The sequence below is a fragment of the Paraburkholderia phymatum genome (assembly GCF_040965635.1).
Classification (GTDB): Bacteria; Pseudomonadota; Gammaproteobacteria; order Burkholderiales; family Burkholderiaceae; genus Paraburkholderia; species Paraburkholderia phymatum_B.
In genome coordinates, this window is the sequence record NZ_JBFRCH010000013.1 from 1 (window position 1) to 15,450 (window position 15,450).

A 15,450-nucleotide genomic window follows, 5' to 3' on the forward strand; every position below is an offset into this window, starting at 1 on the left:
CTTGCGGGTGCGCTTCGTCGACAGATCCAGACCAAGACCAAGCTGTGTCATCTCGCCGCTCCTTGAAGTATCCCCATCCCAGGATAGTTCACGCTCACGTCAGTGCCAGGACTTTTGCAGAGATTCCATTACTTAACTAAGAGAGTGCGCGTCATTCGATGGCTGGAACGCGTCAGGCAAGCTCTTCTTGTTTCTGCCCGCATGCGTGACTAAATTGAGTAGGGTTTTCGATTGAGCGTCACGTTTCTGAGTGGCGAGGCCGTGCCGCAAACTGTGCCTCCGCCAGGTCTCGCCCGCTTGCGTAATTTACGGAGCCAACATCGTGATCGGCAACACGCTTCGCAAGACGAACGAGGGAATTTCCAACTTCCTTAAACTGGAGTCGGCGGGCGGGCTGATACTTGCAGCAACGGTTGTGCTTGCGTTGATCTGCAGCAACTCACCACTTCGCGTCGCTTACAACGAACTGCTGACGATTCCCGTGGAAGTTCGGGTCGGGTCGCTCAGTCTCGGAAAACCGCTTTTACTGTGGATCAACGATGGACTGATGGCGATCTTCTTTTTTTTGATCGGCCTTGAGGTCAAGCGCGAAGTGGTCGAAGGCGAACTGTCCAGTCCCGAGCAAGTCGTGCTGCCCGTCGTCGCAGGATCGGGAGGGATGCTTTTGCCCGCGCTTGTCTTCTTCGTCATTAACCGTGAGAGCGGCGTGGCGATGAATGGCTGGGCGATTCCGACGGCCACTGACATCGCATTTGCGCTCGGCATTCTCTCGCTTCTCGGCGACCGGGTGCCAGGGGCGCTCAAAATATTCCTGACCGCCGTCGCGATTGCTGACGATCTGGGCGCAATCATCATTATTGCGCTGTTTTATACCGCCGACCTGTCGTTCCCGATGCTGATTTTAGCGGTCGTTGCCATTGGGTTGCTGTTTGCCTTCAACTTCTTCAACGTCACGCGGATTGCGCCTTACGTGATTGTCGGCGTAATCCTGTGGGTATTTGTTCTGAAGTCCGGCGTTCACGCGACCCTCGCGGGGGTTGTAACTGCTTTCGCCGTGCCACTTAAAGCAAAGGATGCCGAAGGCCATGTTCCCCTGCACTGGCTTGAGCATAACCTCCATCCGTGGGTGGCTTTGGGCGTGTTGCCAATTTTCGCGTTTGCGAACGCGGGAGTTTCATTTACCGGAATAACCATAGCGGCGCTCGCAGATCCTCTCCCGCTCGGCATCGCCGCCGGCCTTTTCGTCGGAAAGGTTGTCGGGGTTTTCGGAGCGAGCGCTGTGCTGATCGGGCTGGGGCTGTCCAAACTTCCTGCTGGCGTCGGCTGGTCGCAACTGGCGGGTGTCGCTGCACTGTGCGGCATTGGCTTTACCATGAGCTTGTTCATCGGATCCCTGGCGTTCGAAGGACAGGAATACTTCACGCCCATCCGATTGGGCGTGATTACCGGATCGGTGCTTTCGGGCGTTACTGGCTATCTGTTGCTCAGGTTCGTGCCGAGGCGAGCCACAAAAGTTTCGCTTGATGGCCGCGCCGTCGAACCACCCTGAACCATATTTGCAATTGACCCGGTTCCGATACAACGTAACCGGACTTCTCCATGACAAAGATCATTCTTGCGGCATCGCTGGGATTGCTACTGGCCGGCGCGCTGCCTCCTGCTAGCGCCAACGCAGCCGACAAATCCCTGATTGTCGTGGAACAGGCTCCGCCGCTGGAACGCCACGAACGCGCGCCGAAGCCGCGCCGAGGCTACGTATGGGTAGAGGGCTACTGGACGTTCCGCGGCAAACACTACGCGTGGCAAAAAGGACGCTGGGTACTTGCACGCCCAGGTTATGAATATCAGCAGGCACGATGGGTAAAAATTCCGGGCGGATGGGAGTTGCGCCAAGGTGGTTGGAGACGTCCGCCTGAGGCACCTTTGCAGCCGCAGTAACTGAAGGGCAAACCCATTCAGTCGGTTGCAATACACAAACGTTCGCTTCTACCTGCCGAAGTTGATGGCAGTTCCGCCGACCCGTCTCACAGGCGGAAATCAGGATGCTGTGCGCGATACAATGCGGCCGCTACATCCCACCGATTGGAAGAGCAATCCACACGTGCCGGACGCAGCCAGACCTCCAAGGAACGACGGCTCCCGCGACAGCTTTCCACCGCAACACGGTAATGCCCGCCGTCTTGCCGTCACCCGCATAGTATGGCTTCCCGGGTGACGGCTTGGCCATAACATGGCTGTGGTTGCGCATGTGTAGCCGCTTCTGTCAATCTGCGTCGAATACGCCAGACATGATGCCCTGATCACCGAAAGCGCCGAAGCCATATTGAGGAGCGACTCCATGCGAGGTTTCACACAGCCGGTCACGCATGCACTTTTCGATCAAGGCGGACTGAAAGCCGCATTTGAGCATGTCCGGAACCTGGTCATTGCGACGGTCCTGGTCGCAGCGGGTTTCGAGACGATAAAGCGCTTCGATGTTATCGACTTGCCCGGATTGTCGAATCCGCGCTTCGCCGGCTACGTCGTAGCCGGTATCGGATGCGCACTCATCGTTCTCAATCTGCTGGCCGGGCTTAGGCAGTTGTCCAGACTGAAGTGGCATTTCGCATTGCAGACGGCGCTCACGATCATTTACATGATCTTCTCACTGAGAATGGTCCAGTTGATTATTCTTTTCAGAACAAATACGTGTCAATGAACCGGCCCAACGGCACTTAAGGGATCTGATCCTATCTTGATCTGTCTGCGAGCGATCCATCTGGGTAGAGCACGTCTGCGGGCGTTTCATGTCAACGGCCTCCGGCCACAATGCGCCAGTACACAATTTTCCCGGGAGCGGTCGTCTCATACAAACGCCCGATCATGGCGTTGATTCTGTTACTGGCGACGATGCTCGCAGGTTGCGCCATCCCGCCACCAGCGAACCGCACGCAATCAGCCGCGGTGACGCCTAAGCAGGCACGGGCTACTCATCTGGGTCGCGTGGTTGCACCTGAACTGGAAAAACATCCCGGCCTTGCCGGCATTGATCCGCTCGTCGATCCTCTCGATGCATTCGCAGCAAGGATGGATCTCGCCCGCTCGGCGCAGCGCTCGCTCGACGTTCAATACTACATCTGGCGCGATGACCTGACGGGCACGCTGCTGCTGGAAGAGCTTCGCGAAGCGGCGGACCGGGGCGTCCGTGTGCGCCTGCTGCTCGACGACAACGGCATCCCTTCGGATCTCGATGACACGCTGGCAGCGCTTGGCGCTCATCCGAATATCGAAGTGCGCCTGTTCAATCCATTCAAAATCCGCAGGCCAAAGTTCATTGGCTTTCTCGCCGATTTTTCGCGTCTGAACCGTCGCATGCACAACAAGTCCTTTACCGCTGACGCTGTCGAAACGATCGTCGGTGGCCGGAATATTGGAGATGAATACTGCGGAGCGACCGACGGTATGGTTTTCGCCGATCTCGATGTCCTCGCCGTCGGTCCCGCTGCGACGGACGCTGCTTCGGATTTCGACCGTTACTGGGCGAGTGCCTCTTCCTATCCCGTCGGGCAGATCCTTGCGACCGCGCCGCGCGATCAACTGGAAGCGCTGGATCGCAAGGCTCTCGCGGTACAAAGTGATCCGGCGGCCACCGCATATACGGCCGCGCTGCGGGAGACGACCGATGTGGCCGACTGCTTCAGGGGGCGCTGAAACTTGAATGGGCCAGGACCCGCCTCGTCAGCGATGATCCCGCCAAGGCCTTTAACAGCGCGTCACCGGACACACTCGTGACGCGTCAGCTGCAGGAGATATTAGGCGTGCCGACGCGGGAACTCGACCTTGTCTCCCCGTATTTCATGCCTGCCGAAGCGGGAACGCACTACTTTACGCAGTTGGCTGGTCGAGGCGTCGCGGTGCGCGTGCTGACCAATTCACTGGAGGCCACGGACATCGCACTGGTTCACTCCGGTTATGCGAGAAGGCGCGTCGAACTCCTGTCGGGCGGTGTCGAACTCTTCGAACTGGCACGCTTTCCGGATACCTCTGCCAGACACCACCGCGCGGATAATGCCGGCAGCGGGGGATCGAGCCTGCATGCGAAGACCTTCGCGGTTGACGCCGAGCGTGTGTTCGTCGGATCACTCAATTTCGATCCACGCTCGGCGAACCTCAATACGGAAATGGGTCTCTTGATTGAAAGCCCTAGGCTGGCAAGCCGCATTGAAGCCGTATTCCATTCGCTCGCGCCGCAACTCGCATATCGTGTCAACCTGGACCAAGGTGGCAAGGTGTACTGGATCAGACGAAACGGGGACGCGCTGGTGCGCTATGACAGGGAACCGAATTCGACGTGGGCTACCCGGCTCGGCATCTGGTTTTTCTCGATTCTTCCCATCGAATGGTTGTTGTGACGGGCGGGAAAATGTGACGAACCGGCATTTGTGTTCTAACGGTCGCCGTCTTCGTCAGCGCCAATAGCGCGTTGCCTGTTTTCCCGGCGCCACGCAGACACGCTGCAGCCGAACCGGCCGCTGAACCAGCGGGAAAACGCACTCAACGATGAAAAGCCGAATAGCGAGGCGACTTCAGACACCGGCCTGTTGCCGCTACCGAGATACCGCGTCACCATCTCTACCCGCACCGAATCGACAATCGACAGATAGTTCTCGCCGTGCTGTGCGAGATTGCGATGCACGGTCCTGCGATCCACGCCCAGATGCTGCGCGATCCGATCGACCGAACAGGCGCCTGACGGCAGCAGCGCAACGATCAGCTTCCTGATCTTGTCGGGCATCGTCGCGCTGGACTGCAGCAGCATCGAATCGAGGTAGCGGCGCACCTGCTTTGCCATGACCGGATCGTAGGCGGGAATCGCGGCATCAAGATCGGACGCGAGGCACACAATGCCGTCGAAGTCCTGGTTGAATTCGACGGTTACGCCAAATACGCGCGCGTGGATCGTGGTGCCGGCGGGAGCATGATGCGTGAAACAGACGGCGCGCGGTTTCCAGGCGGCGCCCAGCACCATGTCCAGTACGCGGTACAGGACCCCCAGTACCAGCTCCGTTGCCTGACGCATCGAACCGGGTACGCCCACGATGTCCTCGCGGATGACCACCAGTCCCTCCGATTCCTCGATGCGCATCACCACGGCCTCGTTCTGCAACCGCAGGTAGTGCGCCGCGGATTCCAGCGCCTTTCGTAGCGTCGGCTGTTCGCGCATCACAAAACCGAGCGCGCCGAGGTTCGAGATATGGCGGGTCTCGGCCATGCGCAGCCCCAGATCCTCGACGGCGGCGCCCCGGGCCGATGTCTCCAGCAGTCGCGCTACTGCCTCGGCCGGAATCATGATGTCGGGATCGAGCAGCACGGACCGCTCGATTCCCGCGTCGCCCAACTGCTGATAGGGATCGAGGCCCACCAGTCGGGCCTCCTCGACGAAATTGGTGAGGGCTGCACTGCGAAGCAGATAGGACATATCGTTTTCCCGTAGTGTCCCAAAATGTAAATTCTTCGTCCCAATCCGTCAAACGTCTCTTTGCCGAAATCCGATACTTGTCCCCGTGGGGACACCACCAAGCAATGTACCGACTCTTTCAGAAATGCAGAGGACACAGGCAATGAGCAATGAGACGAACCGCAGCGCCACGTCAGTGTGCGATCAGCTGCGCGCAACGGGCAACTGGAATCCTGCGTGGGATGCGATTGCCGAACTCGATCCCGTCTGGGCCGAGAAATTCATGACGATGGGCGCACACACCGTGATGTCCGGTGTGCTTGAGCCCAAGGTGCTGGAGTTCCTTGCCATCGCGGTCGATTCGTCCTGCACGCACATGTATGCGCCGGGCACGCGCCGGCATATCCGCAAGGCGCTCGAACTGGGCGCCACAAAGGAAGAGATCGCCGCGGTTCTGCAGGCCGTAAGCGTCCTTGGCATTCATTCGTCCAGTCTCGGTGCGCCGATCCTGCTGGAGGAACTGGCAGCGTTTGAGCAGGCAAAGAGCAACGGCGCGCGGGCCGCTGTCTGACGCCACCCAACATCTACCCATTCTCAATCAGGAATACACATCATGCATTTCATGGACGATTCGCTGCTGCCTGAAAATCAGGAAAAACTTGTGATTCAGGTCGCGCCTTACGGACCGCAATGGATCCCGGGCGATTCGGACGATATCCCGGTCGCGATGGACGAGCAGGTGCAGAAAGCCGTCGACTGCTACAACGCGGGTGCAACGGTGCTGCACGTGCACGTGCGCGAAGAGGACGGCAAGGGCAGCAAGCGCCTGTCGAAGTTCAACGAGATGCTCGCGCTTCTGCGCGAAGCGGTGCCGAAGATGATCCTGCAGGTCGGCGGCTCGATCTCGTTCGCGCCGGAAAGCGACGGCGAGATGGCCAGGTGGGCGAACGACGACACGCGCCACATGCTCGCGGAGCTGAGCCCGCGTCCCGAACAGGTGACCGTCGCGATCAACACGGGCCAGATGAACATCATGGAGTTGCTGACAGAGGCCGACATCGCCGGCACCTCGTTCATGAACCCCGCGCTGCAGGCGGCTTACCGCGACATGATCTCGCCGTCCAATCCGTCGTGGCATGTCGAGCACATCCGGCGGCTGTTTGCCGCGGGCATCCAGCCACAGTTCATGCTGGGCAATCTCACGCAGCTCGAAACACTCGAGCGCCTGATCCGCAAGGGTGTCTATACGGGGCCGCTAAACCTCAATTACGTGGCCATCGGTGGTGGCGCGGCAGGGCTGCATCCGGCCGACATGCTGGAGTTCGCGCGCCGCACGCCGGATGGTGCCGTGCTCACGATCGAAACGCTGGGCCGCAATGTCGTGCCGATGAACACGATGGCCATCGCGCTGGGCCTCCATGTGCGTGTCGGCATCGAGGACACGCTGCTCGGCCCGGACGGCAAACGCGCGACCTCCGTGCAGCAGATCGAGCAGATGGTGCGCATTGCGCGCGAGCTCAATCGTGACGTCGCAAGTGCGGAGGAGGCACGCGGCATCTACCAGATCGGTACCCAATGGAAGTCGGTTGAAGAGACGCTGGACAAGCTGCGCATGGCACCGAACCGGGCATCCGACCAGCGCGGCGTACTGGCACGCAAGGTCGCCTGAGCAGCATGACGAGGTGCAGGCGGCAACATGCTGCGCCTCGCATGTAGTCCAACCCATCAGGCATGGAGACAGATGATGTTCTGGAAGAAAAGCCCCGCTGCCGTCGTGGCATCCCTGCTGGTGATTCACCTGCTGGCGCACACCGACCGCAACATGCTGCTCGGGTTTTCGCCGCAGATCATCCGGGATCTGGCGCTCAGCCATACGCAATACGGGTTTCTCGCGGGTGCAGTGTGGGTGCTGAGTTTCGGCGTGATGGCGATGTTCATGGGTACGCTCGCCGATCGCTTCAGCCGCCCCCGGATCATCGCCGCCGGTGTGCTGATCTGGAGCGCCTGCACGCTGGCGTCGGGCCACGCCCAGAGCTTTGAACAGATGGTGGTGGCCCGGTTCTTCGTCGCCAGCGGCGAGGCGGCGCTGGTCCCTGCCGCAGTGGCCCTGCTGGCGGAACTCTTCTCCGGCAAGCGGCGTGGTACGGCAATGGGGCTCTTTTTCATGGGCATTCCGCTGGGTGTCGGCTGCAGTTTCCTGCTCGCCGGCAGTTTCGGCGCCACGCTCGGGTGGCGGTCGACATTCCATGCGCTGGGCGTGATTGGCATTGCGATTGCGCTACCGCTGGCACTGCTCAAGGAGAACCGAAGCGTACTCGCACCGCAGGAGCGCGGCGCACCATTCCTCGAGCAGGCACTCGCCGTGTTGCGCACCGTTGGCAGTAGTCGTGCACTGGGTTTCACGATTGTCGGTTTCGTGCTGGTGCACCTGGTTTTTGCCAGCTTCTCCTTCACGCAACTGTGGCTCGTTGACGAACGGGGCATGAACGCGGCCGGTATCGCCACACGGATCGGGGCGTTGCAGCTGGTATTCGGCACGCTTGGCGCGGTCGCGGGAGGCGCAGTGGGGGATCGCGTCGCGAGGCGCCTGCGCGGGGGGCACGCAAGCTTCATGGCGCTGCTCGTCCTGGTCTGCGCACCGTTGATCCTCTCATATCGATTCGTACCGGTCGGCTCGCCCGCGTTCTATGTCGGCATGTGTGCCGGATTCTTCCTGCCGATGGCGGTCTATGGCTCGGCCCTTTCGGCCATCACCGGTATGACGCCGGCAAGGATGCGCTCGACGGTGACTGGCTTCACGATGTTGCTGATCAATGTATTCGCGCTTGCCATTGGCACGGTGGTCATCGGCATGCTGGCTGACCATTTGAAGCGGGCAGGCAGCACCGCTCCGCTAACGGGCGTCCTGTTCCTCAGCGATGTGCTGGCGATCAGCTCGGCCCTGTGGTTCGCCCTTGCGGCGCGCGCCTCAGGCAGGCAGCGCGCTCCCGCGACCGAAAATGTTCAGCCTGTGAGATCTTGAGAATGCAGAACCAGCGTCAGAATCTGGGGGGGCGTATTGCCCTAGTTACGGGTGCCGGTCGCGGCATGGGTGGCGCCATTGCCATCGACCTGGCCCGCGCGGGCGCAGACGTCGCGATCTGCGATATCGACATGCCTGCGCTCGAAGCCACGCGCGCAGCGGTGGAAGCGACCGGCGTGCAGTGTCTCGCGCTACGCTGCGATGTCTCGTCGAGCAGCGAAGTCGCGCGGCTGTTTTCCGCCATCGCGGAGCGCTTCGGCACGCTGCATATCCTTGTCAACAACGCCGCACGCGTGCCGAACACGCCCGTCGATACCGGGCGTCGCAACGAACACTACGCCTATATCACCACACCCGTGCCGCGGCAGTCGCTAGGCTTTACCAGCACCATCAGCGATGAGGAATGGCATCGCTACTGGGACGTCAATGTGCATGGCCTCTTCTATTGCACGCGCGAAGCGCTCAGGCTGATGGAGCCGCAGCGCGACGGCAGGATCATCAACATCGCGTCGATTGCGGGCATATCGGCGATGAGCGCGCACAGTCCGCACTATTGCGCGACCAAGGGTGCGGTGATTGCCTTCACGAAGTCGGTTGCGGCCGAGGTGGCGGGCGCCAATATCTTCGTCAATGCAATGGCGCCGGGTGGGGTGGCCACGCCTGAATTCAACCAATACTTCGAGGCCGCAGGTGAGGAAAAGTGCAACCAGTTCTGGCAACTGGTACCCGCCGGGCGTCTGGGTACGATGCAGGAATATGCCTCGATGGTGACCTACATGGCTGGCGATCACTATCTGGTCGGCCAGATCATCAGCCCGAACGGCGGCGTCGTGATCTGACCGGATGTGCCACATGAATCGAAGCTATACCGTCGCCAATCCTTGCATCAATATCTGCAGGATGGACCCGAATGGTCAGTTCTGCCAGGGGTGCTGGAGGACGCTCCGTGAGATTGGCCTCTGGGATCAGATGAACGACCAGCAGAAGGCCGAAGTCGCCGCATTGCTCGCGTGCCGTCGCAGCGGAATGTTGCGGGTGGCGTTGACCGGCGACTCCGCTTTAGAGAATGAATTGCCGAAATGAATGGGAGACCTCATGAATGGTTTGATGCTGCAGAAGCAGTTACTGGTTTCCTCGCTGATCGTGCATGCGGATCGCCATCACGGCGATACCGAAATCGTGTCACGCAGGGTCGAGGGTGACATCCATCGCTATACGTACCGCGACTGCCACCGCCGCGCGCGTCAGCTGGCCAATGCGCTTGCCAACCTGGGCGTCCAGCCGTCCGACCGCGTCGGCACGCTGGCGTGGAACGGCTATCGCCACATGGAGCTGTACTACGGCATCTCCGGCATGGGCGCGGTGATGCACACGATCAATCCGCGCCTGCACGCGGACCAGATCGCCTACATCGTCGATCATGCGGAGGACCAGTACCTGTTCTTCGATCTGACGTTCCTGCCGCTGGTCAAAGCCATCGCCGGCCGCTGCAAGACAGTCAAGGCGTTTATCGCCATGACCGACTCCGCGCACATGCCCCAGGACTCCGGCATTGCATGCCTGCTGTGCTACGAAGACCTGATCGAAGGAAGTTCGTCTGATTACGCGTGGCCGAATTTCGACGAGGATACCGCGTGTACGCTGTGCTACACGTCGGGTACGACGGGCAACCCGAAGGGTGTGCTGTACTCGCATCGCTCGTCGCTACTGCACACCTGGGCCGCCGCGTTGCCGGATGCGCTGAACTGCTCGGCGCGTGATGTGGTCCTGCCGGTCGTGCCGATGTTCCATGTCAATGCGTGGGGCCTGCCATACGTCGCGTGCATGGTCGGAGCGAAGCTGGTGTTCCCCGGCGCGGGACTCGACGGCAAGTCGCTGTACGAGCTTCTCGAAGCCGAACAGGTCACGTTCGCCGCCGGCGTGCCGACTGTATGGCAGGGACTGCTGGGTCATCTCGAACGGGAAGGCCGGACATTCTCGACCCTGAAGCGCACTGTGATTGGCGGCGCAGCCTGCCCGCCCGCGATGCTCCAAAAGTTCCAGGACAGGTACGGCGTGGAGGTCCTGCACGCATGGGGCATGACCGAACTAAGTCCGCTCGGCACCATCGGCACGATGAAATACAGGCACCTGACGATGTCCCGGGAGGAGCGTTGCGCCGTGCAGTCGAAGCAGGGGCGCGCGGTGTTTGGCGTCGACATGAAAATCGTCGACGCGAACGGGCAGGAACTGCCATGGGACGGCGTGACTTCGGGTGAATTGCTCGTGCGCGGGCCGTGGGTGGTGCGCAACTACTTCCGCAATGAGGGCGGCAATCCGCTGCGCATCGACGCCGACGCGCATGGCTGGTTCCCGACCGGCGATATCGCGACGATCGATGCAGACGGCTTCATGCAGATCACCGACCGCAGCAAGGATGTGATCAAGTCCGGCGGCGAATGGATCAGCTCGATCGACATCGAGAACATCGCAGCCGCACATCCGGCGATAGCGGGCGCGGCCTGTATCGCGGCAAGACATCCGAAGTGGGGCGAGCGGCCGCTGCTTGTCGCCGTGAAGCGGCCCGAAGCACGGGTGACGACGGAGGAACTGCTGGCGTACTTCGACGGAAAGATCGCGAAGTGGTGGATGCCGGACGCCGTCGTGTTCATCGAGGCGATGCCAATGGGCGCCACAGGCAAAGTGCTGAAGAACCAGCTGCGCGAAGCGTTTGGGGACTATCTGCTGGTCTGATGTGTGGGATGACGGTTCTTTGCATCGAGTGGGATGGAAGTCATTGCGAATTGATTAGACATGCTAAGCAGGAGACAAGATGAAGTTGAAGTGGTTAGCGGCAGCCGTGCTGGCTGCAACGGGAAGCGCCACATACGCGCAGTCGTCGGTGACGTTGTATGGCGTCATCGATTCCGGACTGTTGTATCAGAGCGCGAATGCGGCGAACTTTCAGTCGAAAGTGAATCTCGGACATGTCTACGCACTCAAGGACGGCGGGATCTATTCGAGCGTCTGGGGTCTCAAGGGCAGCGAAGACATCGGGGGTGGCTACAAGGTCAACTTCAGGTTGCAGGGGGCGTTCAACAGTTCGAACGGCAAGTCCGGGCTGTCTGATACGCCGGGCGCCACAGCGATGTTCAACCAGCAGACGACAGTGGGCGTGTCGAGCCCGTTCGGCACGATCGACATGGGCCGGCAGATCGTGCCGATGATCTATGCGATGGCGGACACCGATGTACGGAACGCCCAATACTTCGGCAGTATCCTGACCGCATGGCTCGGCATGAACCAGGCTGCGGGCTGGCAGGGCCTCAGCACGAACGGCCCGATCGGCGCGCTGTATGACGACAACGCGATCGTCTACCGGTCGCCGAAGTTCTATGGCGCGTCGCTCGCGCTCGAGTATTCGCCCGGCGGCGTCCCAGGCCAGTTCCAGGGCGGCACGCGCGAGTCCGCCGTGCTGCAGTATTCGAACTATGGCCTGAACCTGGCGGCCGTTTACTACAACGGGCACGATACGAATCCATTTACGCAGACGGGCCCTACGACAATCGTCACGGCGCCGTCGACGGGCCTGGCCAACAACCGCTTCTGGTATCTGGGCGCGCAGTACACCTTCCACGATTTTTCCGTGTCGACGTCATACAGCATCGGCAAGAACCCCGCGAACAGCGGCCAGGCCAACTTCGAGATGATTTCCGGGGGGCTCGGCTACAGGTTCAGTCCGGCCTTCAAGGTTACCTCGGGCTTCTATTACCTGAAGGATCGTAACCACTCGTCCAATCAATCGGATGAGTTCGCGCTGGGCGCCGAATACAGCCTGTCCAAGGCGACCCTCGCCTATGCGCAGGTTGGCTACGTCAACAACCGCGGCAATATGAGCCAGACGATCACCTACGGCGCGCCCGTTCCGGAAGGCAGGTCAACCACGGCGGCGATGATCGGTATCCGCCACGGCTTCTGATGACCTCACACAGACAACGACTGGAGCATGCAATGAAAGCAAACTGGGCGCTCGGGATTGCGGGCGGCGTATTGATCGCCTCGGCATCTGTTCATGCCTGGGCGCAGGCGGGCGCGAGCACGGCTTCGAACGGAACGGCGATCGCGGCTTCGGGCAGCATGTCGGCGAAAGACATCCGGAAAGCCGATCGTGCGCTGCGCCGCAAGGTCTATTCTGCGATCGTCACGCACAAGGCGATCAACGCTGGCAACATCAGCGTCATCGCGAAGAGCGGCGCAGTGACGCTCGACGGAACCGTGGTCGATGCATCGCAGATCGATAAAGTGAGCGAGATCGCGAGAGGTGTTCCGGGCGTCACATCCGTCACCAACAGGTTGACGGTCAAAAAGCCGTTTGGCGGGCAGTAACTGTCTCCGGCCTTTGGCTCTGGCCGGTTGGTGCGAGACCACGGCACCATTGCGCCGGCCTGGCGGCAATCCGACAGGGTCCGGTGTGATGTCGGGGCAGGCGCTTAACGCCCAATCCATTTCTATCAACCGAACGAGGTCGAGGAGTTCCACAATGACAATTCCTGTCGCGCTGGGAAAGAACCTGAAGTTGCCCGTTATCGCCGCGCCGATGTTTCTGGTATCCGGTCCGGAGCTCGTCATCGCGACCTGCCGGAGCGGAGCGATCGGCACCTTTCCTGCCCTGAATCAGCGCACCACTGAGGGGTACGCGCAATGGCTGGATACGATCAAGGCGGGACTGGGTCCCAACGACGCCGGGTTCGGTGTCAATCTGATCGTCCACAAGACCAACCCGCGGTTGAGTGCTGATCTCGACGTTACCGTGCGACACCAGGTACCACTAGTGGTTACTTCGCTGGGCGCCGCACGAGAAGTCGTCGATGCTGTGCACGCCTACGGAGGATTAGTGTTTCACGACGTCACCACAATCGCGCACGCCAGGAAGGCTGCCGAAAAAGGCGTGGACGGTCTGATCCTCGTCTGCGCCGGCGCGGGTGGCCATGCCGGAACGCGGAATCCTTTCGCTTTTGTGCACGAAGTGCGTCAGTTCTTCTGCGGCACCATCATCCTGTCGGGTTGTATCTCCACCGGTCGCGACGTAGCGGCGACGATGCTGATGGGCGCGGACCTCGCCTACATGGGTACACGATTTATCAATACCCGTGAGAGTCGAGCCGCCGCCGAATACCGGGAGATGATCATCGCCAGCCAATCGGACGACATCACCTATACCGCCGCCATCTCCGGCATTCCGGCGAACTTCCTGAATGCATCCCTTGCCGCTTGCGGCCTTGACCCGAAGTGCCTGCCGGAGAAGGGCGCGGTAGATATTGGCGGAGAACTCAATCATGAGGCACGGGCCTGGAAGGACATCTGGTCCGCCGGCCAGGGAGCCGGCGCAATTACAGACGTATTGTCGACGTCGGAATTGATCGTGCAGTTGGCGCGCGAACTGGATGCGGCGCGGTCTGAATTGCCCGCGCGACTCTCGCAATTCGCTGAACCGCTCACGGAAGGACACGCATGATGTTCGACCCGGTCTCCGCGGCCTGGGTGGGCTGGCCCCCTGCCAACTGGCGAACTGCTGCTTGAACTCTGGCGGGTACACCCGTCCGTGCCATGACCGCTATCACGGACACGATCTCACGGCGTGGCATCCCGCTCGCGCATCCTCTAACACCGCGAAGCGTCCCGGCCCATCAATCACCACGGCCTCACACGACTCCGACTGCGTCGGGGCATTCCGCAGTTTCCTGCCTTCCAGTTTATTCAACGCGTGCCCGCATGTCCCGTCGCGCGCTTCTGGCCCTGTAGACATGGACCGCCAGGCGTTGAGCAGACTTCAAGAGCACCCGCCGGTCGAAGTGATCGCGCGAATGGCCGTTGCAGTTGAAAAAGCCGCCGTCGAGGCGGCGCTGGGTCGAACGGCGGGAGTGGGTCGCGAAGACTCATTCGAAGGCGGCGAGAGCTGACATTCGAGGCTACGACGGCGCGAATGGCGGCAAAGCGCCTACCAGATGCCTCACGGTGGTAGACGCCCGAATGTCATCAAAGCCGAAACGGCTCCTCTGCTCATTGAGGCAAATTTTGCTGTGAATCAGCCGGCGAGTCACAGTGGTTGGGACTGTTCCAGCGGCAACAATCGGCGCGATTGTGAACAGTAGTGACGGCAGCGTCGTTTGACAATGGAACTGCCATCTTTCCTGTGGGAGTCTGCCATGAAGACCCAACAACCTCGTGAAGCGTGGAATAAAGGCAAGCTGGTCGGCCAGAAGCCGCCGCTCCGACCCAAAGACGTTTGGGCCATCCGGATCCACCTACAGAACGCTCATGCCGTCCGCGATCTTTCCTTGTTCAACCTCGCAATCGACAGCAAACTGCGTGGCTGCGATCTTGTCAGTCTGCGAGTCCGGGATGTCACTCACTTCAATCAGGCCTTGATTTACAAACGCACGAAGAATCTCAGAGCCGTCCAGTTGCTGCTCGGCCATAGCAAGATCGAAAGCACAATCAGGTATCTTGGCGTTGAAGTCGATGACGCGCTGGAGATCTCCGAACATGGACGACTGAGCCGACCACATCACTGTTGCGCGCGAGTGGTGACGCAAAAGTGTTGGTCGATTTGAGCAGCGTTGATGGTACCCGCGCCGCTCTGGGCGGGTTGTATCCCGCGTCCAGTCTTTATGTCCAGCGCAGTTGGGCACAAACACATAAAACTGAAGCGGAGAAACTGGCAAGAGCGTTTGTCAGAACCTTGCGGTTTATCCATACACACTCCCCCGACGAAATTGCCGCGAAGATGCCTGCTGACTACTACGGCGGCAACAAAGCGCCATACGTTCAGGCGTTGAAAGCGTCGCTGCCGATGTACTCACCCGATGGAAAGATGCCGGATGAAGGCCCCCAAACAGTACTGAAGGTGCTGACGGGCTTTAATCCCAACATCGAGGGCAAGCATATCGATCTGTCGAAAACCTACACCAACGAATTCGTCGATCGGGTCAAGTGAGGGCGCGGGATTTGT

At 60.4% G+C, this 15,450-nt stretch carries 15 protein-coding genes and 2 pseudogenes; 16 read left to right on the forward strand and 1 reads right to left on the reverse strand.

The window, feature by feature from the left end; translation table 11 throughout:
* Nucleotides 1-319: 319 nt before the first annotated feature.
* From nhaA to AB4Y32_RS21710, 4 genes and pseudogenes are all read left to right on the forward strand, one after another.
* Complete coding sequence (nhaA, locus tag AB4Y32_RS21695; protein WP_368723469.1) at nt 320-1,549, forward strand: Na+/H+ antiporter NhaA; 1,230 nt, start codon at nt 320-322, stop codon at nt 1,547-1,549.
* A gap of 50 nt (nt 1,550-1,599) precedes the next feature.
* Entirely contained in the window at nt 1,600-1,938 is a 339-nt protein-coding gene (locus AB4Y32_RS21700; RefSeq protein ID WP_368723314.1) for a YXWGXW repeat-containing protein, read from the forward strand.
* A 400-nt stretch (nt 1,939-2,338) separates the two neighbouring features.
* Nucleotides 2,339-2,698 carry a hypothetical protein gene (locus tag AB4Y32_RS21705; RefSeq protein WP_368723315.1) on the forward strand — a complete coding sequence of 120 codons (360 nt, stop codon included), beginning with the start codon at nt 2,339-2,341 and terminating at the stop codon, nt 2,696-2,698.
* 164 nt (nt 2,699-2,862) lie between these two features.
* Nucleotides 2,863-4,391: pseudogene (locus tag AB4Y32_RS21710) on the forward strand (phospholipase D family protein).
* A 35-nt stretch (nt 4,392-4,426) separates the two neighbouring features.
* On the opposite strand, the gene AB4Y32_RS21715 reads toward AB4Y32_RS21710, so the two are convergent.
* Nucleotides 4,427-5,458, reverse strand: a complete 1,032-nt coding sequence (locus AB4Y32_RS21715; protein WP_368723316.1) for an AraC family transcriptional regulator — start codon at nt 5,456-5,458, stop codon at nt 4,427-4,429.
* 142 nt (nt 5,459-5,600) lie between these two features.
* Between AB4Y32_RS21715 and AB4Y32_RS21720 the strand changes: the two genes are divergently transcribed.
* From AB4Y32_RS21720 to AB4Y32_RS21775, 12 genes and pseudogenes are all read left to right on the forward strand, one after another.
* Nucleotides 5,601-6,008 carry a carboxymuconolactone decarboxylase family protein gene (locus tag AB4Y32_RS21720; protein ID WP_368723317.1) on the forward strand — a complete coding sequence of 136 codons (408 nt, stop codon included), beginning with the start codon at nt 5,601-5,603 and terminating at the stop codon, nt 6,006-6,008.
* Between the two features lie 42 nt (nt 6,009-6,050).
* Nucleotides 6,051-7,106, forward strand: a complete 1,056-nt coding sequence (locus AB4Y32_RS21725; protein WP_368723318.1) for a 3-keto-5-aminohexanoate cleavage protein — start codon at nt 6,051-6,053, stop codon at nt 7,104-7,106.
* A 72-nt stretch (nt 7,107-7,178) separates the two neighbouring features.
* A complete protein-coding gene (locus AB4Y32_RS21730; protein ID WP_368723319.1) occupies nt 7,179-8,459 on the forward strand; it encodes an MFS transporter in 1,281 nt (426 codons plus the stop codon).
* Nucleotides 8,460-8,461: 2 nt separating this feature from the next.
* On the forward strand, nt 8,462-9,298 hold the full coding sequence (locus AB4Y32_RS21735; RefSeq protein WP_368723320.1) for an SDR family NAD(P)-dependent oxidoreductase: 837 nt from the start codon (nt 8,462-8,464) through the stop codon (nt 9,296-9,298).
* A gap of 13 nt (nt 9,299-9,311) precedes the next feature.
* Nucleotides 9,312-9,542 carry a DUF1289 domain-containing protein gene (locus AB4Y32_RS21740; protein ID WP_368723321.1) on the forward strand — a complete coding sequence of 77 codons (231 nt, stop codon included), beginning with the start codon at nt 9,312-9,314 and terminating at the stop codon, nt 9,540-9,542.
* A 12-nt stretch (nt 9,543-9,554) separates the two neighbouring features.
* Nucleotides 9,555-11,192 (forward strand): 3-(methylthio)propionyl-CoA ligase, encoded by a 1,638-nt coding sequence (locus AB4Y32_RS21745; protein ID WP_368723322.1) that lies wholly within the window; start codon nt 9,555-9,557, stop codon nt 11,190-11,192.
* A 79-nt stretch (nt 11,193-11,271) separates the two neighbouring features.
* Entirely contained in the window at nt 11,272-12,417 is a 1,146-nt protein-coding gene (locus AB4Y32_RS21750) for a porin (RefSeq protein ID WP_368723323.1), read from the forward strand.
* A gap of 32 nt (nt 12,418-12,449) precedes the next feature.
* A complete protein-coding gene (locus AB4Y32_RS21755) occupies nt 12,450-12,824 on the forward strand; it encodes a BON domain-containing protein (protein WP_368723324.1) in 375 nt (124 codons plus the stop codon).
* Between the two features lie 154 nt (nt 12,825-12,978).
* Nucleotides 12,979-13,953, forward strand: a complete 975-nt coding sequence (locus AB4Y32_RS21760; RefSeq protein WP_368723325.1) for an NAD(P)H-dependent flavin oxidoreductase — start codon at nt 12,979-12,981, stop codon at nt 13,951-13,953.
* A 304-nt stretch (nt 13,954-14,257) separates the two neighbouring features.
* Nucleotides 14,258-14,398: a hypothetical protein gene (locus tag AB4Y32_RS21765; RefSeq protein WP_368723326.1), complete on the forward strand. Its 141-nt coding sequence runs from the start codon at nt 14,258-14,260 to the stop codon at nt 14,396-14,398.
* 246 nt (nt 14,399-14,644) lie between these two features.
* Entirely contained in the window at nt 14,645-15,052 is a 408-nt protein-coding gene (locus tag AB4Y32_RS21770; protein WP_368723327.1) for a hypothetical protein, read from the forward strand.
* Nucleotides 14,989-15,435: pseudogene (locus AB4Y32_RS21775) on the forward strand (ABC transporter substrate-binding protein); the annotation flags it as partial. The gene AB4Y32_RS21770 and the pseudogene AB4Y32_RS21775, both read left to right, overlap by 64 nt.
* Between the last annotated feature and the right edge of the window lie 15 nt (nt 15,436-15,450).

Coding starts and splice junctions, on each gene's coding strand:
- AB4Y32_RS21700 (WP_368723314.1), top strand. CDS start 1,600: ATGACAAAGATCATTCTTGCGGCATCGCTGGGATTGCTACTGGCCGGC.
- AB4Y32_RS21705 (WP_368723315.1), top strand. CDS start 2,339: ATGCGAGGTTTCACACAGCCGGTCACGCATGCACTTTTCGATCAAGGC.
- AB4Y32_RS21715 (WP_368723316.1), bottom strand. CDS start 5,458: ATGTCCTATCTGCTTCGCAGTGCAGCCCTCACCAATTTCGTCGAGGAG.
- AB4Y32_RS21720 (WP_368723317.1), top strand. CDS start 5,601: ATGAGCAATGAGACGAACCGCAGCGCCACGTCAGTGTGCGATCAGCTG.
- AB4Y32_RS21725 (WP_368723318.1), top strand. CDS start 6,051: ATGCATTTCATGGACGATTCGCTGCTGCCTGAAAATCAGGAAAAACTT.
- AB4Y32_RS21730 (WP_368723319.1), top strand. CDS start 7,179: ATGATGTTCTGGAAGAAAAGCCCCGCTGCCGTCGTGGCATCCCTGCTG.
- AB4Y32_RS21735 (WP_368723320.1), top strand. CDS start 8,462: ATGCAGAACCAGCGTCAGAATCTGGGGGGGCGTATTGCCCTAGTTACG.
- AB4Y32_RS21740 (WP_368723321.1), top strand. CDS start 9,312: ATGAATCGAAGCTATACCGTCGCCAATCCTTGCATCAATATCTGCAGG.
- AB4Y32_RS21745 (WP_368723322.1), top strand. CDS start 9,555: ATGAATGGTTTGATGCTGCAGAAGCAGTTACTGGTTTCCTCGCTGATC.
- AB4Y32_RS21750 (WP_368723323.1), top strand. CDS start 11,272: ATGAAGTTGAAGTGGTTAGCGGCAGCCGTGCTGGCTGCAACGGGAAGC.
- AB4Y32_RS21755 (WP_368723324.1), top strand. CDS start 12,450: ATGAAAGCAAACTGGGCGCTCGGGATTGCGGGCGGCGTATTGATCGCC.
- AB4Y32_RS21760 (WP_368723325.1), top strand. CDS start 12,979: ATGACAATTCCTGTCGCGCTGGGAAAGAACCTGAAGTTGCCCGTTATC.
- AB4Y32_RS21770 (WP_368723327.1), top strand. CDS start 14,645: ATGAAGACCCAACAACCTCGTGAAGCGTGGAATAAAGGCAAGCTGGTC.